Raw genomic sequence first — 19,146 nt, 5'->3', positions numbered from 1 at the left:
AACCTGTCCCAGGTTTCGTTCTGATCGCTAGTGTGGAAAGGACCTACATCGGGAGGCTTGGAACATGCTGGTACGTCGAATTGCTCGTCCACTACTTTCCACCATTTTCATTGCCGGGGGGATCGATGCGCTCCGCAATCCTGCGCAACGCGCGGCAAAAGCAACTCCGCTGATCGACAAATCAGTGGAAACACTCCCCGGCGCGGTGACACAAAAAATGCCCGCAGACCCAGAGACTTTGATCAAGCTCAACGCAGTAATCCAGATCGGTGGTGGAGCATTGCTGGCAACCGGAAAGGCTCCACGCATCGCGTCGTTGGCACTGGCGGGAAGCCTGATCCCCACCACAATTGCAGGCCATGATTTCTGGAACGAGTCGGACCCCACGCTTCGTGCGATGCAACGCACCAACTTCATCAAGAACGTCAGTCTGCTCGGCGGCCTGATGATCGCCGCCGTCGACACCGAGGGCAAACCGTCACTCAGCTGGCGCGGTCGCCGCGCCGCCAGGAAGGCGCAGGCCTCGATCGCGGCGACGCTGCCCTTGGCAGCCGCGAACCACGACGAGCACACCGGGGAACGCCTCGAGCACGCCCTCGCCGTTGCTTCGGAGCGTGGGACCGAGCTAGCCGAAGCTGCGAAGGTTCACGGTGCCGAATTGCTCGAGATCGCAAAGGAACGAGGCCCCGAGATTCTCGAGGTTGCCCAGAAGCGCGGGGCGGAACTGGCAGAAACGGCCCGCGAGCGTGGGTCCGAACTGGCGGAGTTAGCCGGCAAGCGCAGCGCCGAGTTTGCAGAACTTGCGCTCGAAAAAAGCAACGAATGGGCGGAGACTGCATCCGAGCAGTCCGAGGTCCTCGGCAAGCGAGCTCGCAAACGCGCCGAAATCGCCCTGGCGAAGGCCCGCGAGAAGCGCGACGAATTGACGCACTGACACAATCACACGTCCGGTCAGGCCACCCTCGGGTGGCCTGACCTCGTTGGATACACCCCATTCACCTAAGCGAACTAGACTGTCTTGGCACTTTTGCGGTGCTCGAACTTCTTTCACCAAGCCTAGGAGAACCCTTGCCCGACGCGGACCCGTCACACACCGAGCAACAGCTCGAGCAGCAGTACGTGACGATGCTGTATTCCCGTCTCGACGAGCTCCGGAAGCATGCCAAATCGCGCCTGAGCACCGTCTTGCTGGAAAGCGGTGGAACCCCGCAGGCACGCAGTGAACGCGAATCGTTCAACGCGATGTACACCGAGGATCTAGCCAAGTACGACGCAGCCGAAAATGGACTGTGCTTCGGCAGAATCGATTTCGACGACGAACATCGCTACGTCGGCCGCCTGGGAATTCTCGACACCGAGAACGACTACGAGACGCTCCTCCTCGACTGGCGCGCCCCGATGGCCCGCCCGTTCTACCTCGCGACACCAGCGGCGCCTGAGGGCGTGAAGCGTCGACGCCACATCCGTAGCCGTAGCCGCGCGGTCACCGGAATCAACGACGAATACCTCGACCTCGACGCAGCTCGCGCTGCCGGCGTTGTCACCGAAGCCGGTGGCGTAGCCGGCGAGAGCGCGCTACTCGACGCATTGAACGCCGCCCGCACGGGCCAGATGAACGACATCGTCGAAACCATCCAGACCGAGCAGGATTCGATCATCCGATCCGAACACAAGAGTGTGCTCGTGGTTCAGGGTGGCCCCGGTACCGGCAAAACCGCTGTGGCGCTCCACCGTGCGGCGTTCCTGCTCTACACCTATCGCCAGCAATTGGCGAAGGCCGGAGTACTCATCATCGGCCCTAACGCAACGTTCCTCGACTACATCAGTCAGGTGCTCCCGTCACTTGGTGAAACCGGCGTTCTACTCTCCACCATCGGCGACCTGTATCCCGGAGTGCGCGCAACACGAATCGATTCGCTTGCGGCCGGTGAGATCAAGGGTTCACTCGACATCCTCGAAGTACTCAAGAACGCTGTCCGTGATCGCCAGGAAGTACCGTCATCGCCGATTGTTCTCCGATTCGACACCTACGACCTGAAGCTGGATCGAAAGACAGTCACCAAGGCCCGTGGCCGTGCCCGCTCGTCCCGCCGGCCGCACAACTTGGCCAGGCCGATCTTCGTATCAGCGGTCATCGAAGCGCTGGCTCTACAGATGGCCGAGATCATCGGCGGAAATCTGGTGGACGGCGGTTCGCTCCTGAGTCGAGACGACATCGCCGACATCCGTGACGAAATGCGCGAAGACGCCGACATCATGTCCGCAATCGGCTCACTATGGCCCGAGTTGTCGCCGCAACAGATTCTCGCCGAACTCTGGACGTCACCGAGACGACTGGAAAAAGCCGCTCCACAATTCGACGACAACCAGCGCTCGGAATTGTTGCAGAGCGTCGGCCCCGGATTCAGTGCCGCGGACGCGCCGCTACTCGACGAGCTGGCCGAAATTCTCGGCGTTGACGACGCCGCTGAACGCGAACGGGCACAACGACAATGGCGCGCTCAGATTGCCGACGCACAGGGCGCTCTCGATATTCTGACAGGGTCGGCGCCACAGGATCTCGAAGACGAGATGGACCCCGAAATCCTGATGGCCTACGACCTGATCGACGCCAGTCAACTCGCGCAGCGTCACGATTTGGGCCAGCATCAGACCACTGCCGAGCGCGCCGCGGGTGATCGAACCTGGACGTACGGTCACGTAATCGTCGACGAGGCTCAGGAGTTGTCGGCCATGGCGTGGCGAATGTTGATGCGCCGCATACCGAATCGCTGGATGACGTTGGTGGGCGACACTGCGCAGACGGGTGATCCCGCCGGCACGTCGTCATGGCAGACAATCCTCGAACCATACGTCGCAAAGCGGTGGAAGCTCACGCAGCTGACCGTGAACTACCGAACCCCGTCGGAAATCATGGATGTGGCACACCGGGTGCTCGAGGAAATCGATCCCACGCAAGCAGTACCCCGGTCGGTCAGAGATAGCGGTTTTGCACCGTGGTCACTGAAAACCACAGCGGAGAATCTCCAGGAAACGGTGCGTCGCTGCATCGAGCACGAGTCTCACGCAGGCTTGACTGCGGTGATCGCCGGGCACGAGACGGTGAAGAACCTGTCCGGCCTCGCCGGCGACTCTGTCAGCGTGCTCTCCGTCAAGGACGTCAAGGGCCTGGAATTCGACACCGTTTTCATCGTCGAACCCTCGGATATCCTCGAGGAATCGCCGCGTGGCATGAATGACCTGTACGTCGCACTGACCCGAGCAACACAGCGGCTCGGCATCATTCACGTCGAATCGCTTCCGGCTGTGCTCGACAACATCGCCGAAGCTGCATTCACACCCGTGATGTGATGCGACCGAGTAGGTTCTCTCGTGCCACTTCTACTGAAGGAAATCTTCTCGTGACCGCTCCGATCGCCGCACGCATGCCGCAGTGGCTACTCCGTCGCCGCCCACAGGTCGTCGGAGCTGCGCTGATCGGCCTGTGCGCCGGGACGCTGATCGGATGCGCTCAGGCCGAGTCTTCGCCGTCGGATACCGCCGACGGCGCCGCACCTGCCACTGCCACGGCCGACTCACCCGAGCTTCAGGCACTCGAACGGTTCCGGGACGCGATCACGGCAGACGGCGTCACCACACCGCTTACCGACGACACCCTGCAAGCACTCGGGGACGGAATCTGCCGCCAGTTGGCGGTGGGCACGGATCGAACGATGATCATCGAGAATTTGCGCAGCGTGACGCACAACGGCGCCACCAGCCGACCAGGCCAACTCCAAGACGTGGAGAGCACCGAAAACAGTTCGGCCGCATCGCCGATCAGTGCCGATCCCTATCGATTGGGAACCGTGATCGTCGACGCGGCCGAGACCGAGTACTGCTGAGAACTTTCAGCGAACGGTATGAACGATCAGGACGTCGGATGTTGCCTTTCGTGCAGCATCCGACGGTACCGATCCGAGTAGACGCCCGGTCAGTGTGTTGAGTCCACGGTTACCGATGACCAACAGATCACCCTCGACCTCGTCGAGCAAGGCGAGCAACGACTCGACGGGCGCTCCGACGATTGCCCGTTCCACGACCTTCTCCGCGCCGGCAGCATGTGCGCGCTCCCGAGCCGTTCGGAGGATTTCGTAGGTAGGTGTCGAACCTGTGACCTGGTATGCCTCGTCGCCGAGTACATCTGCCGCAGCGCTGACGTCCTTGGGGTCTGCCGGGTAGTACGCGCACGCGATAATCAATTGCGCACTGGCATCGGCTGCAATGCTTGCGGCCCGGTCGACTGCTTTCAGTGACGACTCGGAGCCATCGGTTCCTACGACAACGGTCCGGTAGGCACTCATTCATCCTCCATGGTTACGAGATAGTCAGCGGTTACGGGAAAGTCAGCGCTGCTGACATTAGCGGGCAGAGCGCAGCGATAGTGCCAATTGCCATACACGCCACAAGACCGCAGTGAATGTGATCTGCAGTCACATCAAAAAAATTACACTGAATTCCGGATCAGCGCAGGTTTCCGAATCGCGGACCGAAAAGCGCTGCGGGAAACACGTCCTGTTCAGTCAGTGCAGCACGCCACGGCGCTGCCAGTTCGAGAAGCCTGTCTGCTCCGGATTCGCCCAAGGCGTCCCACGGCGCCAAAGCCAGATCGTCCGTCAAGTCCTCCACGACGTCGCGCAGTTCCTGCCCGTCCTCGGTCAGTGCTCCCGACTTACGATCGAGCAACTCTCGATCCTGAAGATCCTGGACACCTTGCGCCCACTGCTCGGCAGACCACCCGCGACGACTCTGAGCAAACTTCTGCTGGAATCCGATACCCGTGGCGGTGTGGGTGATCAAGGCTTCCAACCCGTTCAGTCCGGCAGTCTGCAGTGCGGCGATGTGTCCGTCACCGCGGTACTCCCGCAGCAAAGTCAGTGCGTGCCAGAACGCGAGGTGCGGCACGGTCGGCCACTCGACGGAAGCCCAACCGGCGTACAGCGGACGCCCCTCGACGCCGGGGATGTTCCGCGCTGCAATGGAAATCAACTCGGCAGCTTCAGCCATGTCCTGTGACGACGTCACCTCTTCGCCGAGGAGACGAACGTACGCGGCGTCGATGGCGCGGTAGCGCGCAGCAACAATCTCCGACGGTTTCGCGAGGTCCCACGCGCGCGGAATCACGCTGGCGACCAACTCCGGATTGAAGTTGTAGAACGCCGACGTCACGACGGTGGCGGGTGCAGTACCCAAGGGCGCAGCGCGACCCGCGAAGTACACCATCCGGCCCGGCTCGAGCCCAAGCGCAACCAATTCCTTTTCCGTCTCCGGAACGAAGTAAGCCAACGAATGGAGAAGTTCGAGAGTACGGCCGGTCTTGCCGGCAGTCTGTGCATCCATATGTGAACCGTAGCGGGCGTTCCCGATTCACACACATCCCACCGAACTACTTCAAACCGGCCGCGTCCATGCCTCGAAGCTCCTTCTTGAGATCCGAGATTTCGTCACGCAAACGACCGGCCAACTCGAACTGCAAGTCCCGGGCGGCATTCATCATCTGATCTGTGAGTTCCTTGACCAGGTCTGCCAATTCGGCCCGGGGCATCGATTTGGTGTCGCGGCCTTCGTACACCCCTGCACTGACCGCGCGGCCTGCTTCGCCCTGCGCTCGACGGCCACGCGTCGCGTTACGTCCGGAACCACCGATGTCGACGGACGCAGCAGTGTCCTCGGCCTCCTCGTAGACCTGATCGAGGATGTCGGCGATCTTCTTGCGGAGAGGCTGGGGATCAACCCCCATCTTCTTGTTGTATTCGACCTGCTTCTCACGGCGACGCTCGGTCTCTTCGATTGCCTGGGCCATGGACGCAGTGATCTTGTCCGCGTACATGTGAACCTGGCCGGACACGTTACGAGCAGCGCGGCCGATGGTCTGGATAAGGCTGGTGGAACTCCGCAGGAAGCCCTCCTTGTCGGCATCGAGAATCGCAACCAGCGACACCTCGGGAAGGTCGAGGCCCTCACGCAGAAGGTTGATACCGACCAGGACGTCGTACTCCCCCAGTCGCAACTGCCGCAGCAGTTCGACGCGACGTAACGTGTCGATGTCGGAGTGCAGATAGCGAACCCGAATTCCGAGTTCGAGCAGATAATCGGTGAGATCTTCCGACATCTTCTTGGTCAATGTCGTGACAAGGACTCGCTCGTCCTTTGCCGCGCGTTCCCGGATCTCGTGAACCAGGTCGTCGATCTGCCCCTTGGTCGGCTTGACGATCACCTCGGGATCGACGAGACCTGTCGGACGAATCACCTGCTCGACGAACTCACCGCCGGCTTGCCCCAACTCGTACTTGCCTGGCGTTGCCGACAGGTAGACGGTCTGACCGATGCGCTGACTGAATTCTTCCCACGTCAGCGGCCGGTTATCCGTCGCCGACGGCAGGCGGAAACCGAACTCCACCAGGTTGCGCTTACGCGACATGTCACCCTCGTACATGGCGCCGATCTGTGGAACGGTCACATGCGACTCGTCGATGACCAGGAGGAAATCCTCGGGGAAGTAGTCGATTAGCGTAGCCGGCGCGGTGCCAGGTCCACGGCCGTCGATGTGCCGTGAATAGTTCTCGATTCCGGAGCAGAATCCGACCTGTTTGATCATCTCCAAGTCGTACTGCGTTCGCATCCGTAGCCGCTGCGCCTCGAGCAGTTTGCCCTTGCCCTCCAACTCTTCGAGTCGTTGTTCGAGTTCTGCCTCGATGTCCTTGACCGCACGCTCGAGACGCTCGGGCCCGGCAACATAGTGGGTCGCGGGGAATATCCGAACCGTATCCACTTTCCGGACGATGTCGCCGGTGAGCGGATGAAGGTAGTACAGCGCCTCGATCTCGTCGCCGAAGAACTCGATCCGAACCGCCAACTCCTCGTACGACGGGATGATTTCAACCGTGTCACCCCGGACGCGGAACGAACCACGGGTGAACGCAACATCGTTGCGGTTGTACTGCACGTCGACCAGGAGGCGCAGAAACGCATCACGCGGAACCTCGACGCCCACTTCGAGCGAGATGGAGCGATCGAGGTAAGACTGCGGTGTACCGAGACCGTAGATGCACGACACGGACGCGACCACAACAACGTCCCGTCGCGAGAGCAGGCTCGACGTCGCGGAGTGACGCAGGCGTTCGACGTCGTCGTTGACCGACGAGTCTTTCTCGATATACGTGTCCGTCTGAGCGATATATGCCTCAGGCTGGTAGTAGTCGTAATACGAGACGAAGTATTCAACCGAGTTGTTCGGCAACATCTCGCGAAGCTCGTTGGCCAACTGAGCAGCCAAGGTCTTGTTCGGTGCCATCACCAGCGTCGGCCGCTGCACGCGCTCGATCAGCCAGGCGGTCGTCGCAGATTTGCCGGTGCCGGTGGCACCAAGTAGGACTATGTCCTTCTCGCCCTCGTTGAGCCGTTTCTCGAGCTCGGCAATGGCAGCGGGCTGATCGCCGGCAGGCTCGTATTCACTGACGACCTCGAAGCGGCCGTCAGAGCGCTCGATGTCGCTGACCGGACGAAACTCGGAATGTGCGACGACTGGATGTTCGGAAGCAAACGCCATGAAACCAGGGTATGCGCACCCACCGACATCATGCGTGGGCACAAGCTCGTCGCAGCGGTAGGTTCATGCAACATGAGCGAAGCACGTATTCACATTCACCCGCCCAAAGTCGAAACTTTCGACCTCGAGGCCCGAACCAACATCGACCCCAAGGGCTTCGTTCGCCAGGTCGAAACCTACCGCGAAGAGCCATGGGGCCTGTACATGGGCCGACACGCAGACCATCCACAATTCCACTACCTGGAGTCGTGGATACTTCCCGACCTCGGAATCCGAGCGTCGATCTTCCACTTCACGCCGGGGCACGAACGGGACCAGGATCACTACATCGACATCGGCACATTCACGCGCGGTGAGCACGCATGGAGATCCGAAGACCACTATCTCGATCTGATTGTGCAGACCGGCCGCAGCACCGAACTACTCGACGTCGACGAACTCCTGGAAGCGCACGCATCCGGAATACTCGACGCCCAGACGTCCGAACAGGCCATGCTGATCGCTGCCCGCACCATCGACGGCATTGCCGCCCACGGTCACGATCTCGGCGCGTGGCTGTCGTCGTTGGGCATGCCGATCACCTGGCGGTAGGCGTCAGGCCGTCCAACCCGACTTGTCTGCCCATTCCCACGCACGGTGGAACGCCGCGTCGAACCAGGGTGTCTTGACCGCGAGGTACGCATCCATCGCCTTGTCGTAATCATCTATTCCGGACGCGTGCTCCGCGGCCCGGACCTTCAACGCGGCATACTCCGCACGGGCGTCGTCATCCGCCCGCAGCCAGTCACGGAACAACACGGCAAATTGCTGGCCCGGCCAACCGTCGACACGAATATGGATGTTCACCGGCCGACCCGGATCTGCGCTGGCATGAATCCGCTTCGCCCACACGCTCGGATCGGTTTCACCCCCGACATAGGCAGGTTTCGGATCGTCCGCGACGATGTTCTCGAGACGCGGAAAACCACCAGTTGCAAGGTCAGCGGCCAAGTCGTCCGCAATCCCGATGTGTTCGACGGTGATCTGAAGATCGATCACGTCCTTCGCGTCGAGTCCCGGTACGGCAGTGGAACCGATGTGATCGATACGCGTGGCTCGATCACCACACAGCAGCGCCAACCGGTTGATCAGGCGAGTTGCTTGCACCGGCCACTGCGGATCCGCGGGGCTCAGCTCAGGAAGTACACGAACCGCTGTTCCGGTGCGCAGATTCTCCTCGAACGGTGCGATTCGATTGGCCCACAGTTCACGGACGACAGCGTCCAGGGCGCCTGGATCACCGCTGTTGTCGAGCCAGACGTCCGCAACGGCGCGGCGCTGATCGTCGGTCGCCTGCGCCGCGATTCGCGCCCTGGCATCGCTCTCGGGCATCCCACGTGACTCGACCAACCGCCGGACACGTTCTTCGGCGTCGACGTACACGATGACAACCATATTGAACGCCGGAGCCATTCCAGCTTCGACAAGCAGTGGAATGTCCTGCACCAGAACAGAATTCGCTGGCGCAGCGTCAATGGCTTCGGCCGTACGATGGCCGATCAACGGATGCAGGATCGAATTGAGAGTGCCGCGGGAAGCGTCGTCGGCAAACGCCAACGCCGCAAGCGCGGGTCGATCGAGGGTGCCGTCCGGCGCGATGATGCCGTCACCGAACGCCTGCGCCAACGCAGCCAACCCCGGAGTACCGGGTTCTACGACCTCTCGGGCGATCAGATCGGCATCAACGATCACTGCTCCCAGTTCGGTGAGGATTTTCGACACAGTCGACTTGCCGGCTCCGATGCCTCCAGTGAGGCCAACTCTCAACACAACGGACAGTCTCTCACCTATGCTGACCGCACGAGATTCGAGTCCTGAAATTGAACACGCCACACAACTCCAGACGCAAATACCACAATAAAGGCAATCCGTGTGGTTAAGTTCTAGCGAACGCCCTGCACCTTCTCGAGAAAGTGGACGCCATGCGAGCAGATCGTGACCATCTTGGTCAGCATCGCCTCGGAATGCCGAACGGCGTGCACTGTATCGAATTTCCCGAGGTTGCCTTTGCATTGGCCGAACATCGGCGAACGTGGTTCACCGTCCTCGTGAGCCAGGGCCGTCACAGCTTCGCGTCGATGCGCAAGCGCACAGCCGAAGCCACCGCGACGTATTGGGTCCCGGCTCCGGCCACCACCGCTTGACCTAGCAGCACCGCAGCTTTCACCCGACAGCCACCAGTCGCCAGACTGGTGGCTGTCGCATTTCCTCCCAGGCGACAACCGGTGTGAGGCGAATACTTGTGCCACACAACAAAAGAACCCCGCTCCTGCTTGCGCAGGCGCGGGGTTCTTTCACAGATCTCGCTTGATCAGATCAAGCAGTAATCCTTATGCGTTGCCCGACAGCTTCTCGCGAAGTGCGGCGAGCTGTGCATCGCTTGCAAGCGATCCACCAGCGGACTCTGCCGGAGCGGAGCCTGCAGAGGCCGGAGCCTCTTCGTCGTCTGCAGAAGCCGTCTCCGAGGAGTAGCCGGCAGCAGCGGTGGCAGCTTCAGCGGCCTCGTCTGCAGCGGTCTTCTCCATCTGAACGGTGTGCATCTTGTGACGACGCTCAGCCTCGGCGTAGCGGTTCTCCCACTCTTCGCGCTGCTTGTCGAAGCCCTCGAGCCATTCGTTGGTCTCGGGATCGAAGCCCTCGGGGAAGATGTAGTTGCCCTGCTCGTCGTACGAGTCGGCCATGCCGTACTTGGACGGATCGAACTCGGCGTTGTAATCCTCGTTGGCCTGCTTCAGCGACAGCGAGATACGACGACGCTCGAGGTCGATGTCGATGACCTTGACGAGTGCATCGTCGCCGACGCCGACAACCTGGTCCGGAACCTCGACGTGGCGCTCAGCCAGCTCCGAGATGTGAACGAGGCCTTCGATTCCCTCTTCGACGCGCACGAATGCACCGAACGGAACCAGCTTCGTGACCTTGCCGGGCACGATCTGGCCGATGGCGTGCGTGCGGGCGAACTGACGCCACGGATCTTCCTGCGTTGCCTTGAGCGACAGGGAGACGCGCTCGCGGTCCAGGTCGACGTCGAGAACCTCGACGGTGACCTCGGTGCCGACCTCGACAACCTCGGACGGGTGATCGATGTGCTTCCAAGACAGCTCGGAAACGTGAACCAGACCGTCTACGCCGCCCAGGTCCACGAATGCACCGAAGTTGACGATGGAGGACACGACGCCCTTGCGGACCTGGCCCTTCTGGAGCTGGTGCAGGAATTCGCTGCGAACCTCGGACTGAGTCTGCTCGAGCCATGCACGGCGCGACAGGACCACGTTGTTGCGGTTCTTGTCGAGCTCGATGATCTTGGCCTCGATCTCCTTGCCGACGTACGGCTGGAGGTCGCGGACGCGACGCATTTCGACGAGCGAGGCGGGGAGGAAGCCACGAAGGCCGATGTCAAGGATGAGGCCGCCCTTGACGACCTCGATGACGGTGCCCTTGACGGCCTCGTCCTTCTCCTTGAGCTCCTCGATGGTGCCCCAGGCACGCTCGTACTGAGCACGCTTCTTCGACAGGATCAGTCGACCTTCTTTGTCCTCCTTGGTGAGGACGAGAGCCTCGACCGCATCTCCCACGGAGACGACCTCGTTGGGGTCGACGTCGTGCTTGATGGAGAGCTCACGAGAAGGGATGACACCTTCGGTCTTGTAACCGATGTCGAGCAGAACCTCGTCGCGGTCGACCTTGACGATGGTGCCTTCGACGATGTCGCCATCGTTGAAGTACTTGATCGTTGCGTCGATGGCGGCGAGGAAGTCCTCGGCAGAGCCAATGTCGTTAATGGCAACCTGCGGCGAGGTGACGGTTGTGGAGGGCATATGTTGAATTGCTCCGGACGAGTTGTGGTCGGTTGATGGATTTTGTCGGACGAGATGCAACATTGTAGGTACCGGAATGCAGTACCCAGTTGCACAGAAACTAACAACCGGAAACCGAAACACATTCCGCACCCGAACGGTGCACCACAAGATCTCTCGTTCACGCCGATCCAAGGCCTCGGTAAAGGCCTAGTACAGATATTCGACTGAATGACAGACACTCGCGTGGGTAAGACTACGCGTCGGCGGTGCGAGCGGGCAAACCCGGGTACCCTGTCGCCGCTGGTAGCGCTCTAGTCTGTTCGACATGTCTGACGATCGCCACGCTGCCGCCAATTCCATTCTCGGGACCAGCGGAGTCGGCAGGGCCCGGGTCGACTCCGATGCGAGCGACCGCGCCAGCCGCGCGTGGTGGGACGCAGACGCCGAGGACTACCACCGTACTCATGGCGAGTTTCTGGGCGTGAACAGCGCAGACGGTGAATTCGTCTGGTGCCCCGAGGGTCTACACGAAGGCGATCACCACCTGCTCGGCGACATCGTCGACAAGGACATCCTCGAAGTAGGGTGCGGCTCCGCACCCTGCGCCCGGTGGCTGGCCGGTCACGGCGCCCGGGCCGTCGGACTCGATATTTCGATGGGCATGCTCTCGCGCGGAGTCGACGCTATGACTGCCGGCGGACCACGCGTACCGCTGATCCAGGCGAGCGCCGAATTGCTGCCGTTTGCCGACGCGAGCTTCGACATCGTCTGCTCCGCTTTCGGAGCCGTTCCGTTCGTGGCCGATTCGCAGCAAGTGATGAACGAAGTAGCGCGAGTTCTACGGCCGGGCGGCAAGTGGGTGTTTGCGGTCAACCATCCGATTCGCTGGATCTTCCCCGACGACCCTGGACCCAAGGGACTGACCGCGACACTCCCTTACTTCGACCGAACGCCCTACGTCGAGGTCGACGACAACGGCGTGCCCACCTACGTCGAGCACCACCGCACGATCGGCGACCGCGTCCGCGAACTGGTGGCGGCCGGCCTGCAGGTTCACGACATCATCGAACCGGAGTGGCCGGAGTGGCTAGACCGCGAGTGGGGACAGTGGAGTCCCCTACGCGGCCAGCTCTTTCCGGGCACCGCGATATTCAGTGCCGTCAAACCCTGAGAGCTACAGCAGATTCGACAGGAATGCCTTGGTGCGATCCTGCTGCGGGTTGGCCAGAAGTTGTCGCGGCTCACCGGATTCGACGACAACTCCGCCGTCCATGAACACCAGCTGATCGGCAACCTCACGGGCGAAGCCCATCTCGTGAGTGACGACGACCATCGTCATACCGTCTTTGGCGAGTTGTTTCATGACTGTCAGAACTTCACCGACGAGTTCCGGATCGAGAGCCGACGTCGGCTCGTCGAAGAGCATCAGTTTCGGGTCCATCGCGAGTGCCCGCGCGATGGCAACGCGCTGTTGCTGTCCACCGGACAACTGGGCGGGGTATGCGTTTGCCTTGGCGCTCAAACCAACCTGATCGAGCAGATCCTTTGCCCGCTCGATCGCCTTCTTCTTGCTGACGCGCTTCACCTGGGTGGGCGCTTCGATGATGTTTTCCAACGCAGTTCGGTGCGGGAACAAGTTGAAGTGCTGGAACACCATGCCGATGTCCTGTCGTTGCTTCGCCGCCGCCCGTGGGTGCAGCTCGTAAAGCTTGCCGTTCTTCTCCGAGTAACCGACAAGGTCGCCGTCGACATACAAGCGTCCGGCATTGACCTGTTCGAGGTGGTTGATGCAGCGCAAGAAAGTCGACTTGCCCGACCCGGACGGACCGACCAGGCAGAGCACCTGCCCACGATCGATTTCGAGTGACACGCCTTTGAGAACCTGGAGTGCGCCGAAGTTCTTGCACACTCGATCTGCCTTGACCATCGGTGTCATTTGCGTTCTCCTCCGGGAGTGTCCGGGAGTGTCTCCACTACCGTCGCGTTGCCTTGTGCATCGGCAAGCGCCTGAAGCTGGCGTGTGGTCAGTGCTCGCGTGGCACCCTTCGAGTAGTACCGCTCGACGTAGAACTGGCCGATCATCAGCAGGCTGGTGATCGCGAGGTACCAGGTTGCCGCAACCATGAGCAGTGGAATCGGCTCGAAGTTTGCACCCGAAATATCTCTGGCACGACCGTACAACTCCAAGCTGTACGGAACTGCGGACACCAGCGACGTCGTCTTGAGCATGCTGATCAACTCGTTGCCCGTCGGCGGGATAATCACGCGCATTGCCTGTGGGAGAACCGTTCGGCGCATGGTCTGGCTCCACGTCATGCCCAACGCGATGGATGCTTCGGTCTGTCCCTCGTTGACCGAACTCACTCCGGCTCGGACGATTTCCGCCATGTAGGCAGCCTCGTTCAATGCCAACCCGATGACGGCAAAAAGGAACGCCGCCTGGATTCCCTGTAGATCGATGTGCACGAACTGATGCACAAACGGGATACCGAGATCGAGGCTCTTGTAGATCGACGGAAACAGCCCCCAGAACACCAATTGGACGTACACGGGCGTGCCACGAAAAATCCAGAGATACCCCCAAGCGGCTGTCCTGAGGACAGGGTTGGGTGACAACCTCATCACAGCCAAAATCACGCCCAGGACTATCGCGATCACCATCGAGAGCACTGTCAGTTGGATGGTCTTCCACGCGGCCGCGCTGATTCGCGAGTCGAACAGATACCGACCGTAGGTTCCCCATCCGAACGCGTCGTTGGTCGCCGCCCCGTAGACGAACAGTCCGAACAACACCACTACGACGATCGCAGCTATCCAGCGACCAGGTCTGCGCAGTGGGATCGCCTTGATCGGCGCCGGATCGCCACTCTCGGTTGTTGTCATGTTCATCAGCTCTCCGCGCCGTTGATCTTGGATACTTCGATGACGCCGGCCTCGACGCTCCACGTCTGAGCGATCTGTTGGTAGACGCCGTTGTCGATCAGATACTGCATGGCCTGCTGAAGTGCGGGACCCAGCTCCGAGCCCTTGACGATCGGCCAACCGTACGGTGCCGAATCGAAGGGCTCACCCGCCGCTTCCATTCGGCCCTTGCTGCGCTTGATCGCGTAGCCGGTGACCGGCGAGTCCGCGGACAGTGCGTCGACTCGGCCGAGGATGAGCGCATTCGCCGCGTCGTCCTGGCTGTCGTACTTGACCTTCTCGATCGGCGGCTTGCCTGCGGCAACACATGCCTCGCTCTTCGCAGGCACTTCGTCGATGTCCTCGGTCGTCGTGGTTTGGACCGCGACCCGCAGCCCACACGCATTGTTCGGATCGACAGGATTGTCCGGGCGCTGCGCCCATTGAATGCCTGCGCTGTAGTAGGTCACGAAGTCGACCGTCTTCTCGCGCTCCTTGGAATCGGTGAACGACGACATTCCCATGTCATAGCTCCCCGATTGGATTGCGGGAATGATCTTGTCGAAGTCCGCTTGGTTGAAGACCGCCTCGACTCCGAGCACTGCCGCAACAGCTTTCATCAAGTCGACGTCGAATCCGACGATGTTGCCGTCCGCGTCCTTGAATTCGTTGGGCGCGTAGGGAATGTTCACCCCGATCTGGAGCTTGCCGGTTTCAGCGACCTTCGGTGGCAACAGCGCCGCAATCTCAGGCACCTTCTGCACCGTGAGTGGAGGACCTTCCGGCACAAGACCCTCGTCGTTGACCACACATCCCCCGCAGAGCGCGACAATCACGCCGACCAACAGGAGCCGAACGAGATGTATGCGTACTCCCCCGCGACGAAACACTCTTGCTCGCGCGTTTTCACCGACCACGACTCTGCTCTCCACTCGTCGATCGCCGCATCGAGCAACGCTCATTCGAAATTCAGTAGAACGGTAGGGTACGGCAGGACTTCCTCGACTAACGATTCCGAACTCCTTCCCCACCCGTGCGATACAAGAATCAGCGACGAAGTGTATGCGCGTACACCACTTCGGCGAATTCGCTGGTGGACGCAAGGCCGCCAAGGTCAGCGGTCGCGATTCCCGAGGAAATAGTGGCGTTCACCGCATTTCTGATTCGACGCGCCGCAGCCGACAACACAGGTTCGCGACGGACATCTGCCAGCCAGTCCAGCATCATCGCACTCGAGAGAAACATGGCTGTGGGGTTGGCTCGGTTCTTGCCCGCTATGTCCGGCGCCGCTCCGTGCGCAGCCTGCGCCATGACTCGAGTGTCCGAGACATTGATCGACGGCGCTGTCCCGAGCGAGCCGGCCAACTCTCCTGCCAGGTCTGACAGGATGTCGCCGAACATGTTCTCGGTGACTACGACATCAAATTCTCCACCTCGCCGAACCAGAAGTGCGGCCATGGCATCGACATGTTCATCGTCGACAACGACATGAGGGAAATCCGCGGCCACAGTGCGGCAGGCATCGCGGAAAAGCCCGGTAGTGAGGGTGAGGACATTCGCTTTGTGGACGATGGTGACGTGATTGCGTCGACGCGTCGCCAGAGCGAACGCCGTTCGGGCTATTCGCTCGCACGCTGCGCGGGTGAAAACGCCAACCGCCAGTGCGAGGTCGGGCGTCGGCATGAATTCACCGCTACCGACAGCCATGTTGCGGTCTGCGTACAGCCCCTCGGTGTTCTCGCGGACGATCACCAAGTCCATGTCCGGAACAGTCGCCTTCACTCCGCTCAGAACAGCGGCCGGACGGATGTTCGCAAAGAGTTCGAACTTCTTTCGGATCACACCGCCGGGCGTCAGCTGTCCACGAAACTCGCTCGGGTACGACGCGCTGTCATGTGGTCCGAGGATCCATCCGGGTAGCTGCTCGAGTGCGGTGAGTGTTTCGTCGGGAATCGGTGTCCCGTGACTGTCGATGGCTTCGACGCCGAGCGGCAGTTCCACCCACTCCACTGGTTGGGCGTGAACCGAGGACATTGCGCCGTCCACGATCTCCCGAGTGGCCGGGACGATATCCTGACCGATTCCGTCGCCGCGCATGAGTCCCAGCCGCAGGCCCGATGATCCGATTGCACTCGTACCTGTCATCGGGCAATCATTACCCATCATGGTCCAGTCGGTGGAGTTGTTACTCGGCGAGTCGAGTGAGTCGGCGATACGCGGTCAGTGGTCTGCGCTCGCTGACGCAGGTCTACCGAGTCAGGGAAAAATGGTGCGCGAGAGCAATCGACCGCACATCACGTTGTTTGTCGCGCGCGCGATTCCGCCTGAGGTCGACGAGGTCCTGACCAGACGGTTCTCGCTACCACCCTTCGAAATCAGATTGGGTGGTTACATCGTGTTCGGCGGCAGGCAGTTCGTATTGGCACGTTCTGTCATCCCGTCGAGAGCGCTCCTGCGACTTCACCGTGATGTCTTCGACGCCGCAGCCGGGTCCAGTGGCATTCCCGGGCACATCGAACCGGGTACGTGGACGCCACATGTGACGTTGGCTCGGCGGATCGAGCCGGATCAACTGGGCGGTGCGATCTCCCTACTGAGCAAGGACGTGATCGCCGACGATTGCGGTCCGATCAGACGGTGGGACGGCGAACAGAAATTGGAGTGGTCACTGACTCCGCCGGCGTGAGCGATCGAGTTGCCCGCCTGGTAACCAGGATTCCGGCGATCACGATCAACGCTCCGAGTGGTTGATTCCAGCCGATGCTCTCGCCGAGCACGATCGCGCCGAGCGCAACGCCGACGACTGGGCTGAGATAGGTGACCGTCGAGGCAGCTGTCGGACCCCACCCCTGCACGACGTTGGTGTTCCAGATAAATGCCAATCCTGTTCCGAATGCGCCGAGAGCGATCATCGACCCGATGATTGCCGGTGTCAGGTGCATCGGTGTGTTCGCGATGACCGGCGACGCGAGCACCATGAACAATGCCCCGATGCTGATCTGCAGCAACGCGATGGTGCGGGTATCAACACCGAGCGGAAGGACGAAGCGACGGAGGTAGACAAACGAGACGCCATACGACGCGGTAGCTCCAAGACAGGCGATCTGCGCGCTGACGCTTCCACCAACTCCGATGTTCCACGGGGACAGCACAATCAGAACACCGAAGAACCCGAGCATGAGGCCTGTGGCTTTGAATCTGGTCAAGCTCTCCCCGGGCAGGAATGCGAGGGACGCCGCCATCGTCATGAGCGGTGTCGTGGCGTTGTAGATGCTGGCGAGCCCCGACGACATGCTCTGCTCGGCCCAACTGAACAACAGCCACGGAGCTACACATTGCATCGCCGCCAGAAAGGACATGTGCTTCCAGATTCGACGATCCTGCGGCAATCCGATCCGATTGATCGCCGAAACGATCACCAACGCCAGTGCACCGAAAACCAAGCGCCACAGGACAACTTGAGTGAAGGACAATCCTTCGAGGCCGATCTTCACGAAGAGGAAGCTTGCGCCCCACACCATCGACGCGGCGACGTACTGGAAGAGCAGGCTCGCCCTCACAAGGTGAATTCGCCGTGGGGGCTCACGTCGCGGCGAGTGTCGGGAGTGCGCCCGGTCAGAGCCAGGACGTTGAGGGTGACGAGGACGATCAGACTGACGATGATGATTGCCATGTACAAAGCTTGACGCAGTAGTACATGCAGCAATAGTGGCAGAAATGCCATACTTGAACGATTTTCTGCCACGACGTCATTTTTCTGTCAGACTCGACACATGTTCGAAAAAGTGGTGGTCCCACTGATGCCGATGACGGAGGCTTTCGAACTCGGGGTGGCCTGCGAGGTGTTCGGATTCGATCGCTCGGACGAAAACTTGCCGACGTACGATTTCTCGTTGGTCGCGGCAGTTCCAGGACCGATCCGAACCCGGTTCGGATACGGCATCGACGTTCCGTACAACCTGGACGCTCTCGACGACGCGGATCTGATCATCGTGTCGGCCGGCGGGACCTACGCCGCAGACGACGACTACATGTGCGCCCCGCGCCCCGATTCGAGCGCCGATCCGCTCCTTCTCAAACTCCAGGACGCGGTGAGCCGCGGCGCGAAGGTGGCAAGTCTGTGTACCGGCGCCTTCATATTGGGAGCGGCAGGCTTACTCGACGGAAAGCGGTGCACCACCCATTGGCGCCACGCCAAGCGATTGGCCGACGCCTATCCGGACGCCAAGGTCGATCCAGACGTGTTGTACGTCGACGAGGATCGTGTTTTCACGAGTGCCGGAACAGCTGCGGGCATCGACCTGTGTCTGCATATTGTCCGGAAAGAACAGGGCAGTCGCGTCGCGAACGGGATCGCCAGACGCATGGTTGTTCCGCCACACCGCGATGGCGGACAAGCTCAGTACGTCGCCAGTCCCCTTGCCACAGTTCCCGATACAACGCTGAGTCCGTTACTCGACTGGATGACGGCACACCTTTCCGAGAACCTCACGGTGACGCGGGTGGCTGCGCGCGCCAACATGTCGCCTCGAACCTTCGCCCGCCGTTTCCAATCTGAAACAGGTGCAACCCCGGCTCGCTGGCTCAGCGATCAACGCGTCCTCGCGGCGCAGCAATTACTCGAAAACAGTGATCTACCTGTCGACGTCATAGCCGAGCGGGTGGGTTTCGGCGGTGGCGCGGTCCTTCGCCAGCACTTTCTCCGGCTGCGGTGCACGACACCACAGGCTTACCGGCGAACATTCCGGGCTGTCACACAGCCCGAATCCCCGTAGGCGTGATTTTCCCCACGATCCGCGAGCAGAGTTACCCTGTAGA

Annotated in this window: 18 protein-coding genes; 8 read left to right on the top strand and 10 right to left on the bottom strand. The window is 60.9% G+C overall.

Annotated features, from left to right (window positions below; translation table 11 throughout):
• The first annotated feature begins 64 nt into the window (after positions 1 to 64).
• The 3 genes from FEZ60_RS12645 to FEZ60_RS12635 all read left to right on the top strand — a co-directional run bounded on the left by FEZ60_RS12645 (position 65) and on the right by FEZ60_RS12635 (position 3,884).
• Positions 65 to 934 (top strand): DoxX family protein, encoded by an 870-nt coding sequence (locus tag FEZ60_RS12645; protein WP_172936187.1) that lies wholly within the window; start codon positions 65 to 67, stop codon positions 932 to 934.
• Between the two features lie 134 nt (positions 935 to 1,068).
• Positions 1,069 to 3,351 carry a 3'-5' exonuclease gene (locus FEZ60_RS12640; RefSeq protein ID WP_141484370.1) on the top strand — a complete coding sequence of 761 codons (2,283 nt, stop codon included), beginning with the start codon at positions 1,069 to 1,071 and terminating at the stop codon, positions 3,349 to 3,351.
• A gap of 50 nt (positions 3,352 to 3,401) precedes the next feature.
• Entirely contained in the window at positions 3,402 to 3,884 is a 483-nt protein-coding gene (locus tag FEZ60_RS12635) for a hypothetical protein (protein WP_051730181.1), read from the top strand.
• Between the two features lie 6 nt (positions 3,885 to 3,890).
• Here the strand turns inward: FEZ60_RS12635 and FEZ60_RS12630 are convergent, their stop codons facing one another.
• The 3 genes from FEZ60_RS12630 to uvrB form a co-directional block, all read right to left on the bottom strand.
• Entirely contained in the window at positions 3,891 to 4,343 is a 453-nt protein-coding gene (locus FEZ60_RS12630) for a universal stress protein (protein WP_033230819.1), read from the bottom strand.
• 160 nt (positions 4,344 to 4,503) lie between these two features.
• Positions 4,504 to 5,379 (bottom strand): hypothetical protein, encoded by an 876-nt coding sequence (locus FEZ60_RS12625; protein WP_172936186.1) that lies wholly within the window; start codon positions 5,377 to 5,379, stop codon positions 4,504 to 4,506.
• 46 nt (positions 5,380 to 5,425) lie between these two features.
• Positions 5,426 to 7,588 (bottom strand): excinuclease ABC subunit UvrB, encoded by a 2,163-nt coding sequence (gene uvrB / locus FEZ60_RS12620; protein WP_033230821.1) that lies wholly within the window; start codon positions 7,586 to 7,588, stop codon positions 5,426 to 5,428.
• Positions 7,589 to 7,660: 72 nt separating this feature from the next.
• On the opposite strand from uvrB, the gene FEZ60_RS12615 reads away from it, so the two are divergent.
• The gene (locus FEZ60_RS12615) at positions 7,661 to 8,179 is read left to right on the top strand and encodes a DUF402 domain-containing protein (protein ID WP_033231399.1); all 519 of its coding nucleotides are present in this window, start codon (positions 7,661 to 7,663) and stop codon (positions 8,177 to 8,179) included.
• Between the two features lie 3 nt (positions 8,180 to 8,182).
• Here the strand turns inward: FEZ60_RS12615 and coaE are convergent, their stop codons facing one another.
• Entirely contained in the window at positions 8,183 to 9,397 is a 1,215-nt protein-coding gene (coaE, locus tag FEZ60_RS12610) for a dephospho-CoA kinase (protein WP_172936185.1), read from the bottom strand.
• A gap of 152 nt (positions 9,398 to 9,549) precedes the next feature.
• On the opposite strand from coaE, the gene FEZ60_RS12605 reads away from it, so the two are divergent.
• Complete coding sequence (locus FEZ60_RS12605) at positions 9,550 to 9,771, top strand: hypothetical protein (protein ID WP_033230823.1); 222 nt, start codon at positions 9,550 to 9,552, stop codon at positions 9,769 to 9,771.
• A 186-nt stretch (positions 9,772 to 9,957) separates the two neighbouring features.
• Here FEZ60_RS12605 and rpsA read toward each other — a convergent pair whose 3' ends face one another.
• Positions 9,958 to 11,445, bottom strand: a complete 1,488-nt coding sequence (gene rpsA / locus FEZ60_RS12600) for a 30S ribosomal protein S1 (RefSeq protein WP_033230824.1) — start codon at positions 11,443 to 11,445, stop codon at positions 9,958 to 9,960.
• A 307-nt stretch (positions 11,446 to 11,752) separates the two neighbouring features.
• On the opposite strand from rpsA, the gene FEZ60_RS12595 reads away from it, so the two are divergent.
• Positions 11,753 to 12,598 carry a class I SAM-dependent methyltransferase gene (locus tag FEZ60_RS12595; protein WP_033230825.1) on the top strand — a complete coding sequence of 282 codons (846 nt, stop codon included), beginning with the start codon at positions 11,753 to 11,755 and terminating at the stop codon, positions 12,596 to 12,598.
• A 3-nt stretch (positions 12,599 to 12,601) separates the two neighbouring features.
• Here FEZ60_RS12595 and FEZ60_RS12590 read toward each other — a convergent pair whose 3' ends face one another.
• The 4 genes from FEZ60_RS12590 to FEZ60_RS12575 form a co-directional block, all read right to left on the bottom strand.
• Positions 12,602 to 13,363, bottom strand: a complete 762-nt coding sequence (locus FEZ60_RS12590; protein WP_033230826.1) for an amino acid ABC transporter ATP-binding protein — start codon at positions 13,361 to 13,363, stop codon at positions 12,602 to 12,604.
• Positions 13,360 to 14,316, bottom strand: coding sequence for an amino acid ABC transporter permease (locus FEZ60_RS12585; protein ID WP_084702999.1), 957 nt, complete (start codon positions 14,314 to 14,316; stop codon positions 13,360 to 13,362). The genes FEZ60_RS12590 and FEZ60_RS12585 overlap by 4 nt, the downstream gene beginning before the upstream one ends.
• Positions 14,316 to 15,260 carry an ABC transporter substrate-binding protein gene (locus tag FEZ60_RS12580; RefSeq protein WP_233363928.1) on the bottom strand — a complete coding sequence of 315 codons (945 nt, stop codon included), beginning with the start codon at positions 15,258 to 15,260 and terminating at the stop codon, positions 14,316 to 14,318. Before FEZ60_RS12580 ends, FEZ60_RS12585 begins: the two co-directional genes overlap by 1 nt.
• 115 nt (positions 15,261 to 15,375) lie before the next feature.
• A complete protein-coding gene (locus tag FEZ60_RS12575) occupies positions 15,376 to 16,473 on the bottom strand; it encodes an isocitrate/isopropylmalate family dehydrogenase (RefSeq protein WP_116101938.1) in 1,098 nt (365 codons plus the stop codon).
• Between the two features lie 19 nt (positions 16,474 to 16,492).
• Here FEZ60_RS12575 and FEZ60_RS12570 point away from each other — a divergent pair, with 19 nt between their 5' ends.
• Positions 16,493 to 17,014 (top strand): 2'-5' RNA ligase family protein, encoded by a 522-nt coding sequence (locus FEZ60_RS12570; protein ID WP_116101352.1) that lies wholly within the window; start codon positions 16,493 to 16,495, stop codon positions 17,012 to 17,014.
• Here FEZ60_RS12570 and FEZ60_RS12565 read toward each other — a convergent pair.
• Positions 16,959 to 17,888, bottom strand: a complete 930-nt coding sequence (locus FEZ60_RS12565) for a DMT family transporter (RefSeq protein ID WP_116101353.1) — start codon at positions 17,886 to 17,888, stop codon at positions 16,959 to 16,961. The genes FEZ60_RS12570 and FEZ60_RS12565 overlap by 56 nt on opposite strands.
• A gap of 213 nt (positions 17,889 to 18,101) precedes the next feature.
• Here FEZ60_RS12565 and FEZ60_RS12560 point away from each other — a divergent pair, with 213 nt between their 5' ends.
• Positions 18,102 to 19,103 carry a helix-turn-helix domain-containing protein gene (locus FEZ60_RS12560; RefSeq protein WP_172936184.1) on the top strand — a complete coding sequence of 334 codons (1,002 nt, stop codon included), beginning with the start codon at positions 18,102 to 18,104 and terminating at the stop codon, positions 19,101 to 19,103.
• Positions 19,104 to 19,146 lie beyond the last annotated feature (43 nt).

This window comes from Rhodococcus sp. MS16 (genome assembly GCF_013277795.1).
GTDB classification, from domain to species: Bacteria; Actinomycetota; Actinomycetes; order Mycobacteriales; family Mycobacteriaceae; genus Rhodococcus_F; species Rhodococcus_F globerula.
The sequence above is the reverse complement of the archived record's forward strand: the minus strand, read 5'-3'. Positions and strand labels throughout refer to the sequence as shown.

Excerpts from the sequence above, each read along its gene's own strand:
- FEZ60_RS12645 (WP_172936187.1), top strand. The coding sequence starts at position 65 with ATGCTGGTACGTCGAATTGCTCGTCCACTACTTTCCACCATTTTCATT.
- FEZ60_RS12630 (WP_033230819.1), bottom strand. The coding sequence starts at position 4,343 with ATGAGTGCCTACCGGACCGTTGTCGTAGGAACCGATGGCTCCGAGTCG.
- FEZ60_RS12625 (WP_172936186.1), bottom strand. The coding sequence starts at position 5,379 with ATGGATGCACAGACTGCCGGCAAGACCGGCCGTACTCTCGAACTTCTC.
- uvrB (WP_033230821.1), bottom strand. The coding sequence starts at position 7,588 with ATGGCGTTTGCTTCCGAACATCCAGTCGTCGCACATTCCGAGTTTCGT.
- FEZ60_RS12615 (WP_033231399.1), top strand. The coding sequence starts at position 7,661 with ATGAGCGAAGCACGTATTCACATTCACCCGCCCAAAGTCGAAACTTTC.
- FEZ60_RS12605 (WP_033230823.1), top strand. The coding sequence starts at position 9,550 with ATGCGAGCAGATCGTGACCATCTTGGTCAGCATCGCCTCGGAATGCCG.
- rpsA (WP_033230824.1), bottom strand. The coding sequence starts at position 11,445 with ATGCCCTCCACAACCGTCACCTCGCCGCAGGTTGCCATTAACGACATT.
- FEZ60_RS12595 (WP_033230825.1), top strand. The coding sequence starts at position 11,753 with ATGTCTGACGATCGCCACGCTGCCGCCAATTCCATTCTCGGGACCAGC.
- FEZ60_RS12590 (WP_033230826.1), bottom strand. The coding sequence starts at position 13,363 with ATGACACCGATGGTCAAGGCAGATCGAGTGTGCAAGAACTTCGGCGCA.
- FEZ60_RS12585 (WP_084702999.1), bottom strand. The coding sequence starts at position 14,316 with ATGAACATGACAACAACCGAGAGTGGCGATCCGGCGCCGATCAAGGCG.
- FEZ60_RS12575 (WP_116101938.1), bottom strand. The coding sequence starts at position 16,473 with ATGACAGGTACGAGTGCAATCGGATCATCGGGCCTGCGGCTGGGACTC.
- FEZ60_RS12570 (WP_116101352.1), top strand. The coding sequence starts at position 16,493 with ATGGTCCAGTCGGTGGAGTTGTTACTCGGCGAGTCGAGTGAGTCGGCG.
- FEZ60_RS12560 (WP_172936184.1), top strand. The coding sequence starts at position 18,102 with ATGTTCGAAAAAGTGGTGGTCCCACTGATGCCGATGACGGAGGCTTTC.